Origin of the sequence: Paenibacillus sp. Mc5Re-14 (genome assembly GCF_001049835.1) — a bacterium.
GTDB classification, from domain to species: domain Bacteria; phylum Bacillota; class Bacilli; order Paenibacillales; family Paenibacillaceae; genus Paenibacillus; species Paenibacillus polymyxa_C.
The window spans coordinates 2,446,836-2,462,401 of record NZ_CVPD01000001.1; the positions used below are offsets into that span (position 1 = coordinate 2,446,836).

Here is a 15,566-nt window from a genome sequence, read left to right on the forward strand (position 1 = left end):
CTTCCGCTTCCTTTGCTTTGGCATTTACTATACCACAAAGTGGTATAGGCTCATAAAATGGCTTATGTAGCTTTCTCGGCAAACCGTATAACCTAGACTAAGCCAGTACGCGCAGTCTGCGCAGCACAGCTGCCAGCGGGCGTCCGAGCTTGGGCACTGCCACAAGCTCGGCTTCCGTGATCAACCTCAGACGTGCGAGGCCGATCACGAACACCACGGAGCCTGCCGCTACACCCAGCAGGCTCTCCGCCGCTGCCGTGGCACGACCTCCGGCCGCCCAGCCCAGGGCACCCAGCACAGCACTGGTGCCCCACATCGCCGCCCCGGCTGCACCAGCCAAGGCGACAAGCAAAGCCGCCGGTTTGAGCACACTGGCGGACCAGCTCCCGCGCAGCCCCACCAAGCGGGCCAGCAGCGCGATGTTGATCACAGCCGCCAGCAGATAGGCGACAGCCCCCGCAATGGCGGCGCCCGCCGTGCCGAGCTGCGGCACGAGCAGCCAGTTTAGCAGCGCCTTGGCCGCAGCGGCCGCGAGCATAGCCAGGGCTGGCGCACGAACCGCGCCAAGCCCTTGCAACAGCGCAGCCGAGATGATGCTGAGCGTGCCGCCTACGGCGGTCAGCGCCATCCAGCGCATAACCGTGCTGCCCGTGTCGTCTGCATACAGCATCACATTGACGGGCACGGCCAGCACGATCAGACCTGTCGCAGCGGCTAGTCCTAGCAGCCAAAACCAGCGCAGCGATTGCTCGCACTGACGACGTGCCAGCTCCGTACCTCCGGTCACCCGTGCCTCAGCCAGCGAGGGTATGAACAATGCCGACAATGTGGTGGCAAACATCATGACCAGCTGTACTAGCGGAAGCCCCCGGTTATACACGCCGAAGGCCACCATAACCGCCGTATCATCCAAGCCCTCCTGCTTTAACAGGCGAGGGACGGTAAATGTATCTACCAGGTTTATTAACGGAACGGCTAGCGCTCCAAGGCAAACAGGCAGAGCATAACGTAGCAGTGCCTTTAGCAAAGCACCACTGCTTTCCGCTGGGTGAAGCTCACCAGTCTGTGCCTGCACTGTTGTCATGACCGTCTCTTGCCGCCTAAGTCTCTTTCTGTGGCCTCGCCAATACAGCAGCATGATCACCAGGCCCGCTGCTCCGCCTGCTGCTGAACCAAACACTGCTCCGGCGGCAATCATATCCGCCCCTGCTCCTTGTGACAGCATGAACAGCAACAATATGATCATCACGCTTACCCTTATCGCCTGCTCCGTCACTTGGGAGACAGCCGTCGGAATCATATTTTGCAAGCCTTGAAAATAGCCCCTCAGTCCCGCCATAATCGGCACGAACAAGAAGGCAATCGCCGCCGCCCTCACCGATGGAATGACGTGAGCATTGTCGATCCACTGGCCGATTAGTGGCGCACACGTATACATCAGCAGCCCCAGAAACAATCCGAATATGCCCAATACAAGCGAAGATAGCCGGGCAACACGTTGCCCCGCTGCCTGATTTCCCACAGCCTCATACTCAGCTACAAATTTGGATACAGCCGCCGGGAATCCAGCAGCTGCAATGGTAATGAACAGCGTATAAAAAGGATAAACCGTATTATAAATGCCAAACACGCCATCGCCGCCAATATTTTGCAGCGGGATTTTTTGCAATGTGCCGATCAGCTTGCTTGCTACAGCTGCCAGTGTCAAAATGACAGCGCCTCGTAGCAGCCGCGAAGCGGCGCGATTTTCCTGCATTCTCCGTCTTCACTCCCACCTGGAATAAGCGTTTTTACGAGTCCTATTATACCGTCTCTTCTCCCGGAAAGAAAAAAATCCCTGTACAACGTTGAACGGCTTTGTCCGTTCTGTACGTCATACAGGGGTGAAACGGGGTGTTACTGTTCCATTTGTTTGCCCAGGAAGCCAGCGGCTGTTTCAGCCATCTTGACCTCCATTTCGGACATTTTTACATTTTCATCCTTGTTCAACAATATAACAGAACCAATGGGATCACCACCCGAAACAATGGGAGCCGTCACAAAGGACGAGAGTGTTTCTTCGTGGTCTCGCGTCAGCTCGTAAGAGCCGCTGGCTGTCTCCAGCACAGTCTTGCGATTATCCATGCTACCTTCAATAATGCTACCGATTTGCTTGTCCAGAAACTCTTTTTTTGAGCCTCCAGCCACCGTAATAATGGTGTCACGATCGGTAATCATCGTAATATGGCCAGTGCTTTCAAACAGGGACTCAGCATACTCTTTGGCGAAATCACCAAGTTCACCAATAGGTGAATACTTTTTCAAAATGACTTCTCCGTCACGATCCACAAAAATTTCAAGCGGATCTCCTTCACGAATTCTCAAGGTGCGGCGAATCTCCTTTGGAATAACTACCCGCCCAAGATCATCAATACGGCGAACTATACCAGTAGCTTTCATTTCACATGTTGCCCCACTTTCTCAAGAAGAATTTAGTAAACTACTGACGGTATCGAAAGACGCTTCCACTCCCCCAGAAGCGGTCACGAAGAACGTCGCGGTCATGGTGTTTATGGTGATATCTGACCATAGTATTCATCTGTTCCCAATTCCTTATGCATGTTCAGTTATTTACCTTCGTTTGCAGCTCCATCTTTAGCTGTTCCAGCTTTGCTATCGCCCGTACCGCTTGTTGTTCCGCTCGGCGTAGTTGTGCTGCCCGCACCGGACGTTGCACCACTTTTCTCTTGCGTAGCAGGTGCCTTCGGCAGATTGATTTTCAAATCAAGCTTCGTCAAATCATTTTCGGTAAAGTTTTGGATACTTTCCCCAGCTAGTTTATTTTTCAGGGCAGCCTTTTCGTTGTCCTTCAATTTATCAAATGTAGGCTCATTGCGGGACTCCACTTTGATCACGTGATATCCGTATTCTGTTTCCACGGGTTCACCAATTTTGTTAATTGGTTGAGTCTCGGCAGCCTCTTTAAAAGCAGGTACCCATTGCGCTACAGATGCATTCTCATACAGCCCGCCATTAGATGCGGAACCTGGGTCTTCCGAATACTTCTTAGCAATCGTTGCAAAATCCGCTCCACCATCCAATTTTGCCTTTACCTCTTTGGCCAGCTTGAGAGTAGCCTCTTTTGTACGCTGTTTCTTTGTTTTTGGATCTTCAAAATTAATCAATACATGACGTACAGTTGCCGTCGTGAACTGATCTTTATTTTTTTCAAATTCCTGTTTCAGCTGATCATCCGTTACTTTATTGGTTTCGCTGTTGATTACCGTCATTACACGCGTGAAGTAATCCTTCACACCTTGTTCGGTCAACTTCTGATCACTTAGAAATGTCTTAAACTTATCTTCTCCGACCGACTTTTTATACTGCTCCAACTGCTCGTTTCCTTGTTTGGCGCCCTCTTCCTTGGCTTTGTCGTCCGCTTTGGCTGCCAAAAGCTTGTACACTACTTCCTGCTTTACAATTTGCTCACGTACCTGATCAGAAGCTAAAGCAGCCTCATACTCTGGGTACAGAAATTTCATCATGCTGATTTCTTGGTTGAACTCATTTTCGGTAATCGTTCCACCCTTATAGGTCACGACAACCTTGCTGTTGTCTTTCGGCTCATCCTTGACCTTATTCTCATCCGCTTGCTTCGTACATGCTGCAAGCACCGATATAGCTAGCAACGCTGCCATGCCCAAGGAGAGCATTCTCCAAGGTTTTCTTTTATTTAGTTGTGACATTTTGCAGTTCCTCCTTCAATGTGAATGCTTCTTTCAATGCACTCAAAAATTGCTCCAGCAGTTCTAGCAGTTGTGCATCATTTAGACCTTTACCCTTTATGCGTACGCTCATAGAAGTACCCTGTTCAAATTGTACACGTCTTTCAAAGCGATTGCCAATCTCGGCAAGTTTGGCAGTCTGCAGCGCCTGCTGACGCCCCTCGTGAAATTTCAACATCATATTGTCATCCCGTTGAACAATGGACTCGATGCCATACATCCGTCCATACACCTTGAGACGGGCCACGGCCAGCAAATGACGCACTGCCTCTGGCAGATCGCCAAACCGGTCGACCAGTTCGTCCTCCAGCTCGGAAGCCTCGTCAAAGGTACTGACTGCCGCAACCTTTTTATAAATCTCAATCTTCTGAATGCTGTCATAAATATAGTCTCCCGGCAGGTAAGCATCGACGCTCAAATCAATCGATGTACTCCAATTCCGGTTGGATTGATCCTCTTCTCCAAGCACACTGACTTTACGTTTATTGATTTCCTCAGCCAGCATTTGTGAGTAAAGATCAAAACCGACGGATGCGATGAATCCGTGCTGCTCGGCGCCAAGTAAGTTACCCGCTCCGCGGATGGATAAATCACGCATTGCTATCTTGAACCCGGAGCCCAACTCTGTAAATTCTTTGATAGACTGAAGTCGCTTCTCCGCCACCTCTGTAAGCACCTTATCTCGCTGGTACGTGAAATAAGCATAGGCAATCCGGTTGGAACGACCTACACGCCCACGCAGCTGATAAAGCTGGGAGAGCCCCATTTTATCGGCATCATGCACAATGAGTGTATTCACATTGGGAATATCCACACCGGTTTCGATAATGCTCGTGCTAACCAGTACATCATATTCACCATCCAGGAAATCCAAAATGGTTTTCTCCAGTTCCGTTTCAGACATCTGTCCGTGGCCTACGCCCACCTTGGCGTCTGGGACAAGTGCATTGATCTCGGCAGCCATCTCCTGAATGCCCTGCACGCGATTATACAGGTAATAAACCTGCCCTCCGCGTGCCATCTCGCGTTCAATGGCCTCACGAACTAGAGTCTGGCTATGCTCAACGACATAAGTTTGCACTGGAAAACGATTTTCCGGTGGCGTCTCAATGACTGACAAATCACGTACACCCAGCATGGACATATGCAGCGTACGCGGAATAGGTGTAGCCGTTAGCGTCAACACGTCTACATTCGTTTTCAGTTTTTTCAGCTTTTCTTTGTGCGTGACACCAAAACGTTGCTCCTCATCGACAATAAGCAGCCCCAGATCTTTAAACACCAGATCCTGTGAAAGTAGACGGTGAGTACCAATGACAATATCAACCGTACCTTGTCGAACTCCCTTGGTCGTCTCATTCTGCTCTTTGCGCGAGCGGAAACGGCTCAATACCTGAATATTGAACGGATACCCAGAAAAGCGCTCACGGAATGTCTCATAGTGCTGTTGCGCCAAAATCGTCGTCGGTACCAGCACAGCCACTTGTTTGCCCTCAATAGCAGACTTAAAAGCAGCACGAATAGCCACCTCAGTCTTGCCGTAGCCTACGTCACCGCACAGCAAACGATCCATTGGACGACTCTGCTCCATGTCCTTCTTAATTTCTTCAATAGCCCGAACCTGGTCACGTGTCTCATCATACGGGAACATATCCTCAAATTCCTGTTGCTCCGGCGAATCCTTTTCAAAAGCAAAGCCTGGTGCTGACTGTCTTTCCGCATATAGCTTGATCAGGTCATCTGCGATGTCCTGAACCGAGCTGCGCACCTTACTTTTAACACGTGTCCACTCATTGCCGCCCAGTTTGTAAATCTTGGGTTCCTTGTCCTCTGAGCCCACATACTTCTGAATCAGATCAATTTGTTCAATCGGTACAGACAGCTTATCTCCGCCTGCATAGAGGATATGCATGTAATCCTTATGGATACCGCCAACCTCCAGCGTACCGATTCCCATATACTTCCCGATCCCGTGATTTTGGTGTACGACATAGTCGCCCACCTTCAGCTCGCTATAGCTCTTAATCCGCTCTGCATTGTCTACATGTCGGCCCTGCTTACGTGCTTTCCGCTGCTTCTGGGAGAACATCTCACCCTCGGTAATCACCGCCAGATGAATAGACGGCATCTCAAAACCGCTTTGCAGATTACCAATCGCCATAGTCGGCTCATCAATACCGTAGTCTTGAAGCACTCGCCGCATCCGATCCAGACGTTCATCTCCACTCGCCAGCATCATAACCTGTGTGCCTGCCTTGCGCCAACGATCCATCTCTGCCTTGAGTACATTCATTTGACCGTGGAAATCCTGCATGCCCCGGCAAATGAAGTTCAAAATATTTTGCGGCTGCGTATGCGGAACCTGGCGAAGGAAGATCGACAGGAACAGCGTTTGAAATCTCCGATTATACAGCAGATTATCCGAGTTATCCGATAGCTCCAGTTGCGGTAGAGTTTTACCGTTTTGAAGCAAATGCAGATTCCACTCAGACTCATCCCGCTCTAGCTGCCTAGCTGTTTCTAGCATCCGTGCTGGTTCATCAATGATCAGAATCGTATCTGCCGGCATATAATCAGCCAAGGTTTTACGTTCAGGATATAGCAGGGAGATATATTTATAGATTTCGTCAAAATACACATGCTCCCGCAACAGCTCAATTTCACGATGAATTTCCTCTTTCAGATGCTGCTTAGCCTGACGATCTGTCATTTTGTCCAGCTGTTCCTCCAACAACATAGCAGCGGCATCGGCAGCTTGGTCCATACGCTGGTGGCTTGCAATAACTTCCTTACATGGCGTTACAGTAACTTCCTGTACCTTTTCCACCGAACGCTGATCTTGCGGATCAAACATACGGATGGAGTCAATTTCATCGTCAAACAACTCCACACGATAGCCCCAACGGGTGGTCATTGGATAAAAATCAATAATTCCCCCGCGTACACTCATCTCCCCACGGGATTCAACACGTTCTACACGCTGGTATCCCATCTCAACCATATGCAGCAAAAATGCTTCCAGCTGAATCGTTTCTCCCTCTTTCAGCTCAACACGAGCCTCACGCCATGTTTCCGGGATTGGTAGTAGACGCCGGACCCCAGAAAACGGCACGACAACAACCCCACGAAAACCCTGGGCGCATCGTATCAATACATCAATTCGTTGGGATAATGTCTCTGGACTGGATATGGCAGCTTCAGCAGCTACTAACTCGTTGGCTGGATACAATAAAACCTGATCAGGAGAAAGCGCTTCCTGCAAATCATCTGCTATTTTTTGAGCGGCAAACATATTGTGCGTCATGACCATCAATGGTCGTCCAGTATCTTCAGCAAGTGCGGCCATCAGTACCTGTCTTGAAGAGCCTGACAAGCCTGATATAAGCTGTTCCTTCATGCCTGAGGATATACCTGCCGCAATGGATGCATAATCAGCATCCTTCGTAAAAGCCTGAATAAGTGCTTGTAACAAAAAAGGCACCCCTTTATGCTTATAAATAGTTACATGTAAACCGAAAAAGAAGCCTCAGCAATGCTGCCAAGGCTCCATAAGCGGAACTACCGCTTCACCTCTCAAGCTGGTACATCAGACCAGTTGAATACCTGTTATTGGAGCGGGTTTACGAGCAGACTCAGCTCCGGATTATTCTCCAGTGCCTGACTGCAATGCTCGCAAATGACTTTAACAGTCACTTCACCACCCGAATTATACGCTATTATATCTCTACGTTCAGCAGGGGTCAAGGAATGGAAGCCCAACCTTTCTTCGGTTATTACAGCGGAGTCAATTCGCCCTAAGAAAGTTCGACAATGTCTGCATACATAATTAACAACCATGTAATGTATATGCCTCCTGAAAGTTTTCTATACCTTTCAGTATGTCCAACAATCTTCCATTTAAGCCCGTCTACCTAACGTCAGAACCTACTTGTTAAATTCAGCCATCGTCCGCTCAAACGGATGATTCAAGCTGTATTCTAAAGCGTTGCACGTATCTTCTATCATTCCGGTCAATAGTTCCTTTTCCTTCTTTGGAAAGGTGCCCAGAACATAATCAACAATAGCATGTCCAGGCTCTGGACGGGAAATGCCCATACGAATCCGGTTGAAGGACTGCGTCCCTGTATGCTGAATGATCGATTTAATGCCATTATGACCGCCTGCGCTACCTTGATAACGCAGTCTTATTTTACCGACCTCTGTATCCAGATCATCGTACACTACAATCAGATCTTCCATATCGGCCTTATAGTAGTCCATATATGCACGTAGAGACTCGCCTGAGAGATTCATATATGTCATAGGCTTAATCAGTACCGTTTTCACGCCACCAATGTGCCCCTCACCAATCAACGCCTTACATTTGCTTTGGGTAATCTGGATATTATGGCGTGAGGCAAGTGCATCTAAGGCCATAAATCCTACATTATGTCTCGTTTTCTCGTATTGGGGACCGGGGTTGCCCAATCCTACAATCCACTTCATTAACCTTGACACCCTCTTTCGAAGTCTTGATTTTTTGGTAAAATAGTTGTAGTGAACAGGAAGGTGCGTGCCGATATGCTCAATCAAGGTGATATCCTCTTATATGACAGCCATTTTCTATATCATTTAAAACATTCCGTTCCTGTCCAAATTTATGACGGGAATGTACATGTTCAAATTGGCATCGTTGCGCGTTTTAATGAGCATTTCGTCGAAATCGAGGACACACTATACAATCGTCAACGCTTCACATTCATATCTCGGCCAGGCTTTTAGCCTGACATGCTGATAGGGGTTACCTTTTCCATATGGAAAAAGCAACCCCTTTTTTAATGAGCCAGTGCTTATTCGATTTCAAACAGTTTGCTGATCGACAATTCTTCATGCACACGGATGATGGCTTCTCCCATTAATGGAGCCACAGACAGTACCTTCAGCTTGCTTGTCGGATTTGGGTGAACGATCGGGATTGTATCCGTCACAACCACCTCTTTTAATGGCGAATTCTCCAGTCTTTCCATCGCAGGACCGGACAGCACGGCATGTGTGCAACATGCATACACATCTTTTACGCCGCCTTCTTTAAGCGCATTTGCACCCAATACAATCGTTCCGGCTGTATCAATGATATCATCAATTAAAATAGCCGTCTTACCTTCAATGTTCCCGATGATATTCATCACTTCACTGACATTTGGCTCTGGACGACGCTTATCAATAATAGCGAGCGGAGCACTCAGGAAGTCCGCCAGCTTGCGCGCGCGAACAACCCCACCATGGTCGGGTGAAACAACAATCGGGTTCTCAATTTGCTTGGAACGGAAATATTGGGCCAGAATTGGCGCTCCCAGCATATGATCCACTGGAATATCAAAGAATCCCTGAATCTGCATCGCATGCAAATCCATACTGATTACGCGGTGAGCTCCCGCCTTTTCAATCAAGTTAGCGACAAGTTTCGCTGTAATAGGATCACGTGAACGAGCCTTACGATCCTGACGAGCATAACCGTAATATGGCATAACAACATTGATACTTTTGGCAGAAGCACGTTTAAGTGCATCAATCATAACCAATAACTCCATCAAGTTGTCGTTAACTGGCAGACAAGTGGACTGTACAATATACACATGGCAGCCGCGAACACTTTCCGACAGCTTAACCTGAATTTCACCGTCACTAAACGATGTGGTATGGGATTCCCCCATTGGGATTCCGATGTAGTCCGCAATCTGGTGGGCTAACTTCGGATTGGAGTTACAAGTAAATATTTTGAGTTTGGAATCGCAATAAGTCATTAATAGAAACCCTCCGTGCTGGTTCATTCATTACAGATTCAACAGCTTGCTGATTAAGGTCATTCCGATCTTTTTTTCTTTGCTTTGGCACGTGCGCGGATTTTGTCCGCATATCCGGCTTTGTTCTCTTGACGTGGTCTGGCAATGGCCAGATCGTTATCAGGGACAGCATGTGTTACAGTGGAGCCTGCGACAACATAGGCACCTTTTCCAATCTTAATTGGGGCAATCAGATTCACATTGCTGCCAACAAAGGCATCATCTTCAATTTCTGTAATGGATTTATTATATCCATCATAATTGACCGTTATTGCCCCGCAGCCAATATTTACGTTTGTACCCACCTTGGCATCACCGACATAGCTCAAATGAGACACCTTGGAATGATCTCCAATAGTCGCATTTTTCACCTCTACAAAATCACCAATCTTCACATGTTCGCCAAGCTTCGCGCCTGGACGCAGATAAGCAAACGGCCCTACAGATGTACTGCTTCCCACTTCCGCTTCGTTCAACACCGAATGTTTCACTGTTGCCCCTGAGTGGATAACCGTATTCTGGATCTCTGCCTGCGGGCCAATCACACAATCTTCTCCGATTTGTGTTTGACCATGCAGCCATGTATTTGGGTACAATACTGTATCGGAACCAATGACAACATCGCTCCCGATGTAGGTAGAAGACGGATCAATGACGGTGACACCATTCAGCATATGTTTGCGAACAATGCGCTCACGCATATAACCTTCAGCAACCGACAAAGCAACTCTGTCGTTTACACCGATAGATTCCGACACGTCATTGGTCAAATACGCCTCAACCTGCTCACCTTCGCCATGCAAAATGCCAATGACATCGGTCAAGTAGTATTCCTGCTGTGCATTGGTGTTCGTTACCTTGTCCAGCGCTGCAAATAACTTGGCATTGTCAAAGCAATACGTGCCTGTGTTAATCTCACAGACAGCATCTTCCTCAGGTGAACAATCCTTCTGTTCCACGATCTTAAGCACGGCCCCGGAAGTATCACGGATAACTCGTCCATATCCTTTCGGGTTGTCCAACTCAGCGGTCAGAATTGTTGCTGCCGCTCCGCGGCTTTCGTGCAGTTGCACCAAACCTTCCAGCGTTTCCGCTGTGATCAACGGAGTATCTCCACAAATGACAATTGTGGTGCCCTGTTCCTGGCCGAGCAGGTCCTTGGCTTGCTTGACAGCATGGCCCGTTCCCAGCTGCTCTGCCTGAAGCGCATATTCTGCCGACGGTCCCAAATAAGACTGTACCGCCTCTGCTCCGTGACCCACGACGACTACACTTCGGGACACACCGATTTCACGAACCGTGTCGAGCACATGTCCGACCATCGGTTTTCCGCACACCGGATGCAGAACTTTATATAATTTGGATTTCATACGTTTTCCCTGCCCTGCGGCAAGAATGACTGCCAACCTTTCCAACAAGTCCAACCTCCTATCCTGAAAATAACAGTTACCCCTTGGCTAAAACGTTAATTCCCAGATCAGATTTTGCTTAACTTTTCACAATCCTCCTGAAAAATAACGGCGAACCTTTGGTTAATGGCTATTTTTTCAGGCCAGCTTGTGCTGGACGTTCATCCCCGGGACGCATCGCTGCCTAGTCCCTGTCTTATGAAAAAGCCGCTTCGGCAGCCCGGATGGCTCCAAGTTGCCTTAAAACTGACTGTTAACTCACTAAAGAATATATCTCATTCCAGACAAAAAGAAAAGAGAGCCACAGTTAGTGGCTCTCTTTTTCTTTTGTACCCCAATCCTGCTTTAGGCGAATTAAGCGCCTTCTTCAATAGCAACTTCTTCATCAACAGCTGCACGTTCGTACTCAGTCAATACAGCAGCTTGAATCTTTTCACGGGTTCCTGAAGATATCGGGTGAGCGATATCGCGAAACTCTCCGTCAGGGGTTCGTTTGCTTGGCATAGCTACGAACATCCCGTTATTACCGTCGATAACTCGGATGTCATGGACAACAAACTCGTTATCAATTGTAATGGATGCAATCGCCTTCATTCTTCCTTCTGAGTTCACTCGGCGGAGTCTAACATCCGTAATCTGCATGTGTGTTTCACCACCTTTTTCCAAATAGGACTTGGTGTATACATTCCACACAGCATTTCGAATTCCTTCTTTTTTTGGACAATTCGTATCCTAAATTCAGGTAATTTTTTTGAAAAGATTTCTTTTCGACATATTTAGGTATTTTATGATGAATTGTGACAATTTACTGCCCTGTTAACTCATCAAAATAATTACCCAGCTTGACTGTAATTTGCTTGCTTCGAGAATCGACTGCAGTCAGATTTGCCAGTGAAATATAATCGTGCAACAGGCGCTCTTCATTCTCCACCTCGCCCGACTCTACCAGTACACCGACACCAGCTACCTCAGCATCAAACTCTGCTAACAAGTCGACCATTCCTTGTATCGTGCCGCCAGCCTTCATAAAGTCATCTACGATGAGCACACGCGATTTCTCACGCATTGCACGTCTGGATAAAGACATCGTATGAAGGCTCTTTTGTGATCCAGAAACATAATTTATACTTACAGCTGAGCCTTCTGTCACCTGATGGTCACGCCGTACAAGCACGACTGGCAAATTAAGCTGTGCTCCGGTTGCATATGCGAGCGGAATGCCCTTCGTCTCCACGGTCATAACCACATCAATCTGACGATCGGCAAAAGCGGTCGCAAATATTTTACCCGCTTCGTTCATCATCGCTGGTTGGCCCAGCAAATCGGACAGATACAGGTACCCTCCCGGTAATATGCGATCAGGCTGCTCCAGCTGCGCGCACAAGTCGTTCGCAAACGCAAGCGCATGTTGCTTGGAGAGCCTAGGGATCAGCTTGACGCCCCCTGCCGCTCCCGCCAGTGTCAGAAGCTCGCCAGTACCCTCGTCCTCAAATACTTCTTTGATAATAGCTAGATCTTCGCTTATCGACGACTTAGCTGCCCCGTATCGATCTGCAAAATGAGTAAGAGGCACCAATGTATGCGGCCGTGACAACAAGAACTGCGTCATTTCCACCAATCGTGAGCTTCTTTTAAGTTTTTTCACAACAATTCCTCGCGATCTATTTTCCTGCCGCCCGCTTCGTACAGTAAAGCACCGGCGGACTGGCCGGTTGCTGGCGGAATGTAAGTGATATAGTAAAATCCGAATATTTAATAGTAAATATATCATCTTCGTACGTATTTGTACAACAATTGCCACTATAATATGAAGAAAATATCTAAAATCAGGTCAAAAGTCGTACTGCGTAAACATCTTTGCAAAAGCCTCTTAGTCCGTTATAGATCCGTGGCACTTTGGCTTCCTTCGATACCAGTCCGAACACTGTAGGTCCGCTACCTGACATCAGCACCCCATCAGCTCCTAAACGGATCATGGAGTTTTTAAGATGCTCCACTTCTGGATACAGCTTTAATGTCACATCCTCCAGTACATTCCCCAGGGCATTGCATACATCGGTAAAAGAAGCATTACGAATCGCCTGCTCCATATGCCGGGCAGACGGGTGGTGCGTAATCTGATCCGCTTTGACACGACCATACACTTCAGCTGTCGATACATTAATCGGCGGCTTGGCGAGGATCACCCAGCATTGTGGTGGATTCGGCAGTGGCTTAAGCAGTTCTCCACGTCCGCTCGCTAAAGCTGTGCCCCCTGTAATACAGAAAGGTACGTCTGAACCCAATTCAGCACCCAGTACCCTTAATTCCGCATCCGAGATACCAAGTTTCCACAGCTTGTTCAGCCCACGCAATGCTGCGGCAGCATCGCTGCTTCCGCCTGCTAATCCTGCAGCCACCGGGATATGCTTATCCAGATGGATATGGACGCCTGTAGACACGTTATAACGTTCTTTGATCAGACGCGCAGCCTGAAAAGCCAAGTTCTTTTCATCTAACGGTATGTACCCGGCTTGGCTTGAAATAATAATGGTATCACGCGGTAACTCGGACATCGTCAATCGGTCGGATAGATCGACCATAGTCATAATCATTTCGACCTCGTGATAACCATCGTCCCGCTTACGTAGAACATCAAGCATTAAATTAATTTTCGCCGGTGCTTTTTCATATATTTTCAAGGCGTTCACCCACCTTCAACTTTTCCCTCAAGACAGCTTAACATATTATATCAGACTCAGCCTGTCAAGTCATGAGGTTCAAAAAAGCGGAGATGCCCCGGTATGACCCCGGATATCCCCGCTTTTTATCAGCACCACCGATGGCTACGATTTGCGAGAAGCCGCCTGCTCTGCAAGCTGAATGGCCCGCTTGACCATATTGCCTGCATCCTTGGCTTTAATGCCTCCCCAGCCTTCTTCCTTAACCGTGTCGTAAAACCCAAGATCTTTGGCCAGTTCATACTTCAGCTCTTCCGACATAACACTCCGTCTTCTTCGGCTCATGCATACGCCTCCTTCGGCAATGGAATAAGGAAGATCATTCCCGCCTTAGTATGTGCAGAGATATCATGCTTCATCCTGCTTTGTAAATACAAAACGACCCCGCCATTAAAAATGACGAGGTCGCCGTTAAACCTGCAAAGCTGGTATAAATCACGTAAAAAAGAATTAAGGTGTTTCGAAATATTCGACTACACTTGTGTGGGAGTCGGGATCATATACACTGACCTCCACCGACTCGGTAAGAATGTCAGCATAGCTGTAGGAGACACGTTTAAACGTCTGTTGCTCCTGATCCAGCTTGACAATAAAAACAGAAGGGTACGTTTCTTCCAAGACACCAGTTCGTTCGACGGTCTTACGGCGTCCGCCGTTAGCCCGCAGCAAAATTTTTTGCCCTACATGTGCGTCGAGACTGCGTTTGATTTCCAACAGCGTATTTTTAGCCATTGCCTAACGACCACCTCTTTCCTTGTCCATTATAACGAATTTTAGAGGGATTGTCAAATCAAGCTAAATATTATAACAACACGAAAAATAAGTTGTCAATTTAATTTTTTGCGAACAGGAATAATATGCATAAAAAATGACAAAAAGCCTCTAAAAAGAGACTTTTGTTCAGATATACCCTATCAGGCACATTTGAATCTCAGATCGCTGAAGGTGTTACTTTAAGCGTTGACAAATTTTCAAGCTTCGGCAAACCGATGCGGTAGCTTCCCCTTGTTTCAATTCCACCCACTCCGCGGCTGCCACTGATGGTCTGATGAAATAAGTCTCCCATATTGACTGTATCACGGATTGAAGTAAATGCGGCCTTGGCAGCCACGTAAACGGGGTCCAGAGCGTGAATCAGGATACGCCCTGGGGAGCTGGCAAAATTGGCTCCCGCACGTAGCAGCGCCTCAAAATGGGACTGGCACGCCCCCGCTACAATTGTCAGTGAATCCAGATGACGCTCATATTGTCTTGCTACCTGAATCGCTGCCACAAAATTTTGCGAATTCTTGTAGCTTTTCAAGCTGTACAAATCGTAAGGTTGCGGCTGCTTCAGCACACCATCATGTCCGGTGATGACTACAATATCAGGACGAATGCGGGGAAGCAGTCGATATAACGTATCCGCCATTGCCGATTCGTGAACGTGATGTCCCTCTGCGGGAACACGGAGCTGTTCATATAAACTGAGACATTTTCTTAAATAGCCGGGATCTCCATCCAGATGAAGAACCTTTCCTGGCATTTCAAAATACGTCGACTCTACCGGATCACTCCACTCTCCAATCAGAGCCGCCTGGCTACGGGCAGCTTGCTGCTGGCGTGCCCGTTGCAAAAGATTAAGAGACTCCCCGGCCTTAATGTGGGCCTGTTGAGTCTTACCGCTAATCTGGTCTACAGGCACTCTGACCAGATCGTTCACCGGGGAATCGGCCAGTAGCCGAAATTCCGTCCCCTTAATGATCGCTTTATCCCGCTGGATGTCTTCAACGCGAAACGTGACATCACCGCCGTACGATTTCCGAACGACCAAGTCTCCTAAACTCATCACACTGTATCACCCCTCCTATA

General features: G+C 48.0%; 15 protein-coding genes. 1 reads left to right on the forward strand and 14 read right to left on the reverse strand.

Annotated elements, in window-relative coordinates; translation table 11 throughout:
• Nucleotides 1-97: 97 nt before the first annotated feature.
• From BN1546_RS11100 to pth, 6 genes are all read right to left on the reverse strand, one after another.
• Nucleotides 98-1,756, reverse strand: coding sequence for a putative polysaccharide biosynthesis protein (locus BN1546_RS11100; protein WP_090737496.1), 1,659 nt, complete (start codon nt 1,754-1,756; stop codon nt 98-100).
• 140 nt (nt 1,757-1,896) lie between these two features.
• Entirely contained in the window at nt 1,897-2,439 is a 543-nt protein-coding gene (spoVT, locus tag BN1546_RS11105) for a stage V sporulation protein T (protein WP_013368681.1), read from the reverse strand.
• Between the two features lie 167 nt (nt 2,440-2,606).
• Complete coding sequence (locus BN1546_RS11110) at nt 2,607-3,725, reverse strand: peptidylprolyl isomerase (protein ID WP_017427061.1); 1,119 nt, start codon at nt 3,723-3,725, stop codon at nt 2,607-2,609.
• The gene (gene mfd / locus BN1546_RS11115; RefSeq protein WP_090737498.1) at nt 3,709-7,236 is read right to left on the reverse strand and encodes a transcription-repair coupling factor; all 3,528 of its coding nucleotides are present in this window, start codon (nt 7,234-7,236) and stop codon (nt 3,709-3,711) included. Before mfd ends, BN1546_RS11110 begins: the two co-directional genes overlap by 17 nt.
• Before the next feature lie 134 nt (nt 7,237-7,370).
• Nucleotides 7,371-7,601 (reverse strand): anti-sigma-F factor Fin family protein, encoded by a 231-nt coding sequence (locus BN1546_RS11120; RefSeq protein WP_014599341.1) that lies wholly within the window; start codon nt 7,599-7,601, stop codon nt 7,371-7,373.
• Between the two features lie 87 nt (nt 7,602-7,688).
• The gene (gene pth, locus BN1546_RS11125; RefSeq protein ID WP_016818918.1) at nt 7,689-8,249 is read right to left on the reverse strand and encodes an aminoacyl-tRNA hydrolase; all 561 of its coding nucleotides are present in this window, start codon (nt 8,247-8,249) and stop codon (nt 7,689-7,691) included.
• A gap of 75 nt (nt 8,250-8,324) precedes the next feature.
• Here pth and BN1546_RS28490 point away from each other — a divergent pair, with 75 nt between their 5' ends.
• On the forward strand, nt 8,325-8,525 hold the full coding sequence (locus BN1546_RS28490; protein WP_013368676.1) for a hypothetical protein: 201 nt from the start codon (nt 8,325-8,327) through the stop codon (nt 8,523-8,525).
• A gap of 68 nt (nt 8,526-8,593) precedes the next feature.
• Here the strand turns inward: BN1546_RS28490 and BN1546_RS11135 are convergent, their stop codons facing one another.
• From BN1546_RS11135 to yabG, 8 genes are all read right to left on the reverse strand, one after another.
• Nucleotides 8,594-9,547 carry a ribose-phosphate diphosphokinase gene (locus BN1546_RS11135; protein WP_013308125.1) on the reverse strand — a complete coding sequence of 318 codons (954 nt, stop codon included), beginning with the start codon at nt 9,545-9,547 and terminating at the stop codon, nt 8,594-8,596.
• Between the two features lie 59 nt (nt 9,548-9,606).
• Nucleotides 9,607-11,004, reverse strand: a complete 1,398-nt coding sequence (gene glmU / locus BN1546_RS11140) for a bifunctional UDP-N-acetylglucosamine diphosphorylase/glucosamine-1-phosphate N-acetyltransferase GlmU (protein ID WP_081317932.1) — start codon at nt 11,002-11,004, stop codon at nt 9,607-9,609.
• A gap of 345 nt (nt 11,005-11,349) precedes the next feature.
• Nucleotides 11,350-11,637, reverse strand: coding sequence for a septation regulator SpoVG (gene spoVG, locus BN1546_RS11145; protein ID WP_007428016.1), 288 nt, complete (start codon nt 11,635-11,637; stop codon nt 11,350-11,352).
• A 163-nt stretch (nt 11,638-11,800) separates the two neighbouring features.
• Complete coding sequence (gene purR / locus BN1546_RS11150) at nt 11,801-12,640, reverse strand: pur operon repressor (protein ID WP_013368673.1); 840 nt, start codon at nt 12,638-12,640, stop codon at nt 11,801-11,803.
• A 181-nt stretch (nt 12,641-12,821) separates the two neighbouring features.
• Nucleotides 12,822-13,676 carry a 4-(cytidine 5'-diphospho)-2-C-methyl-D-erythritol kinase gene (gene ispE / locus BN1546_RS11155; RefSeq protein ID WP_058831399.1) on the reverse strand — a complete coding sequence of 285 codons (855 nt, stop codon included), beginning with the start codon at nt 13,674-13,676 and terminating at the stop codon, nt 12,822-12,824.
• Nucleotides 13,677-13,820: 144 nt separating this feature from the next.
• Entirely contained in the window at nt 13,821-14,000 is a 180-nt protein-coding gene (locus tag BN1546_RS11160) for a small, acid-soluble spore protein, alpha/beta type (protein WP_007428013.1), read from the reverse strand.
• 165 nt (nt 14,001-14,165) lie between these two features.
• A complete protein-coding gene (gene veg / locus BN1546_RS11165) occupies nt 14,166-14,447 on the reverse strand; it encodes a biofilm formation stimulator Veg (protein WP_013308120.1) in 282 nt (93 codons plus the stop codon).
• Between the two features lie 199 nt (nt 14,448-14,646).
• Entirely contained in the window at nt 14,647-15,543 is an 897-nt protein-coding gene (yabG, locus tag BN1546_RS11170) for a sporulation peptidase YabG (RefSeq protein WP_090737500.1), read from the reverse strand.
• Nucleotides 15,544-15,566: the final 23 nt, after the last annotated feature.

What these genes read in the sequence shown, in the direction of transcription:
- BN1546_RS11100 (WP_090737496.1), bottom strand. Translation starts at nt 1,756, where the DNA reads ATGCAGGAAAATCGCGCCGCTTCGCGGCTGCTACGAGGCGCTGTCATT.
- spoVT (WP_013368681.1), bottom strand. Translation starts at nt 2,439, where the DNA reads ATGAAAGCTACTGGTATAGTTCGCCGTATTGATGATCTTGGGCGGGTA.
- BN1546_RS11110 (WP_017427061.1), bottom strand. Translation starts at nt 3,725, where the DNA reads ATGTCACAACTAAATAAAAGAAAACCTTGGAGAATGCTCTCCTTGGGC.
- BN1546_RS11120 (WP_014599341.1), bottom strand. Translation starts at nt 7,601, where the DNA reads ATGGTTGTTAATTATGTATGCAGACATTGTCGAACTTTCTTAGGGCGA.
- pth (WP_016818918.1), bottom strand. Translation starts at nt 8,249, where the DNA reads ATGAAGTGGATTGTAGGATTGGGCAACCCCGGTCCCCAATACGAGAAA.
- BN1546_RS28490 (WP_013368676.1), top strand. Translation starts at nt 8,325, where the DNA reads ATGCTCAATCAAGGTGATATCCTCTTATATGACAGCCATTTTCTATAT.
- BN1546_RS11135 (WP_013308125.1), bottom strand. Translation starts at nt 9,547, where the DNA reads ATGACTTATTGCGATTCCAAACTCAAAATATTTACTTGTAACTCCAAT.
- spoVG (WP_007428016.1), bottom strand. Translation starts at nt 11,637, where the DNA reads ATGCAGATTACGGATGTTAGACTCCGCCGAGTGAACTCAGAAGGAAGA.
- BN1546_RS11160 (WP_007428013.1), bottom strand. Translation starts at nt 14,000, where the DNA reads ATGAGCCGAAGAAGACGGAGTGTTATGTCGGAAGAGCTGAAGTATGAA.
- veg (WP_013308120.1), bottom strand. Translation starts at nt 14,447, where the DNA reads ATGGCTAAAAATACGCTGTTGGAAATCAAACGCAGTCTCGACGCACAT.
- yabG (WP_090737500.1), bottom strand. Translation starts at nt 15,543, where the DNA reads ATGAGTTTAGGAGACTTGGTCGTTCGGAAATCGTACGGCGGTGATGTC.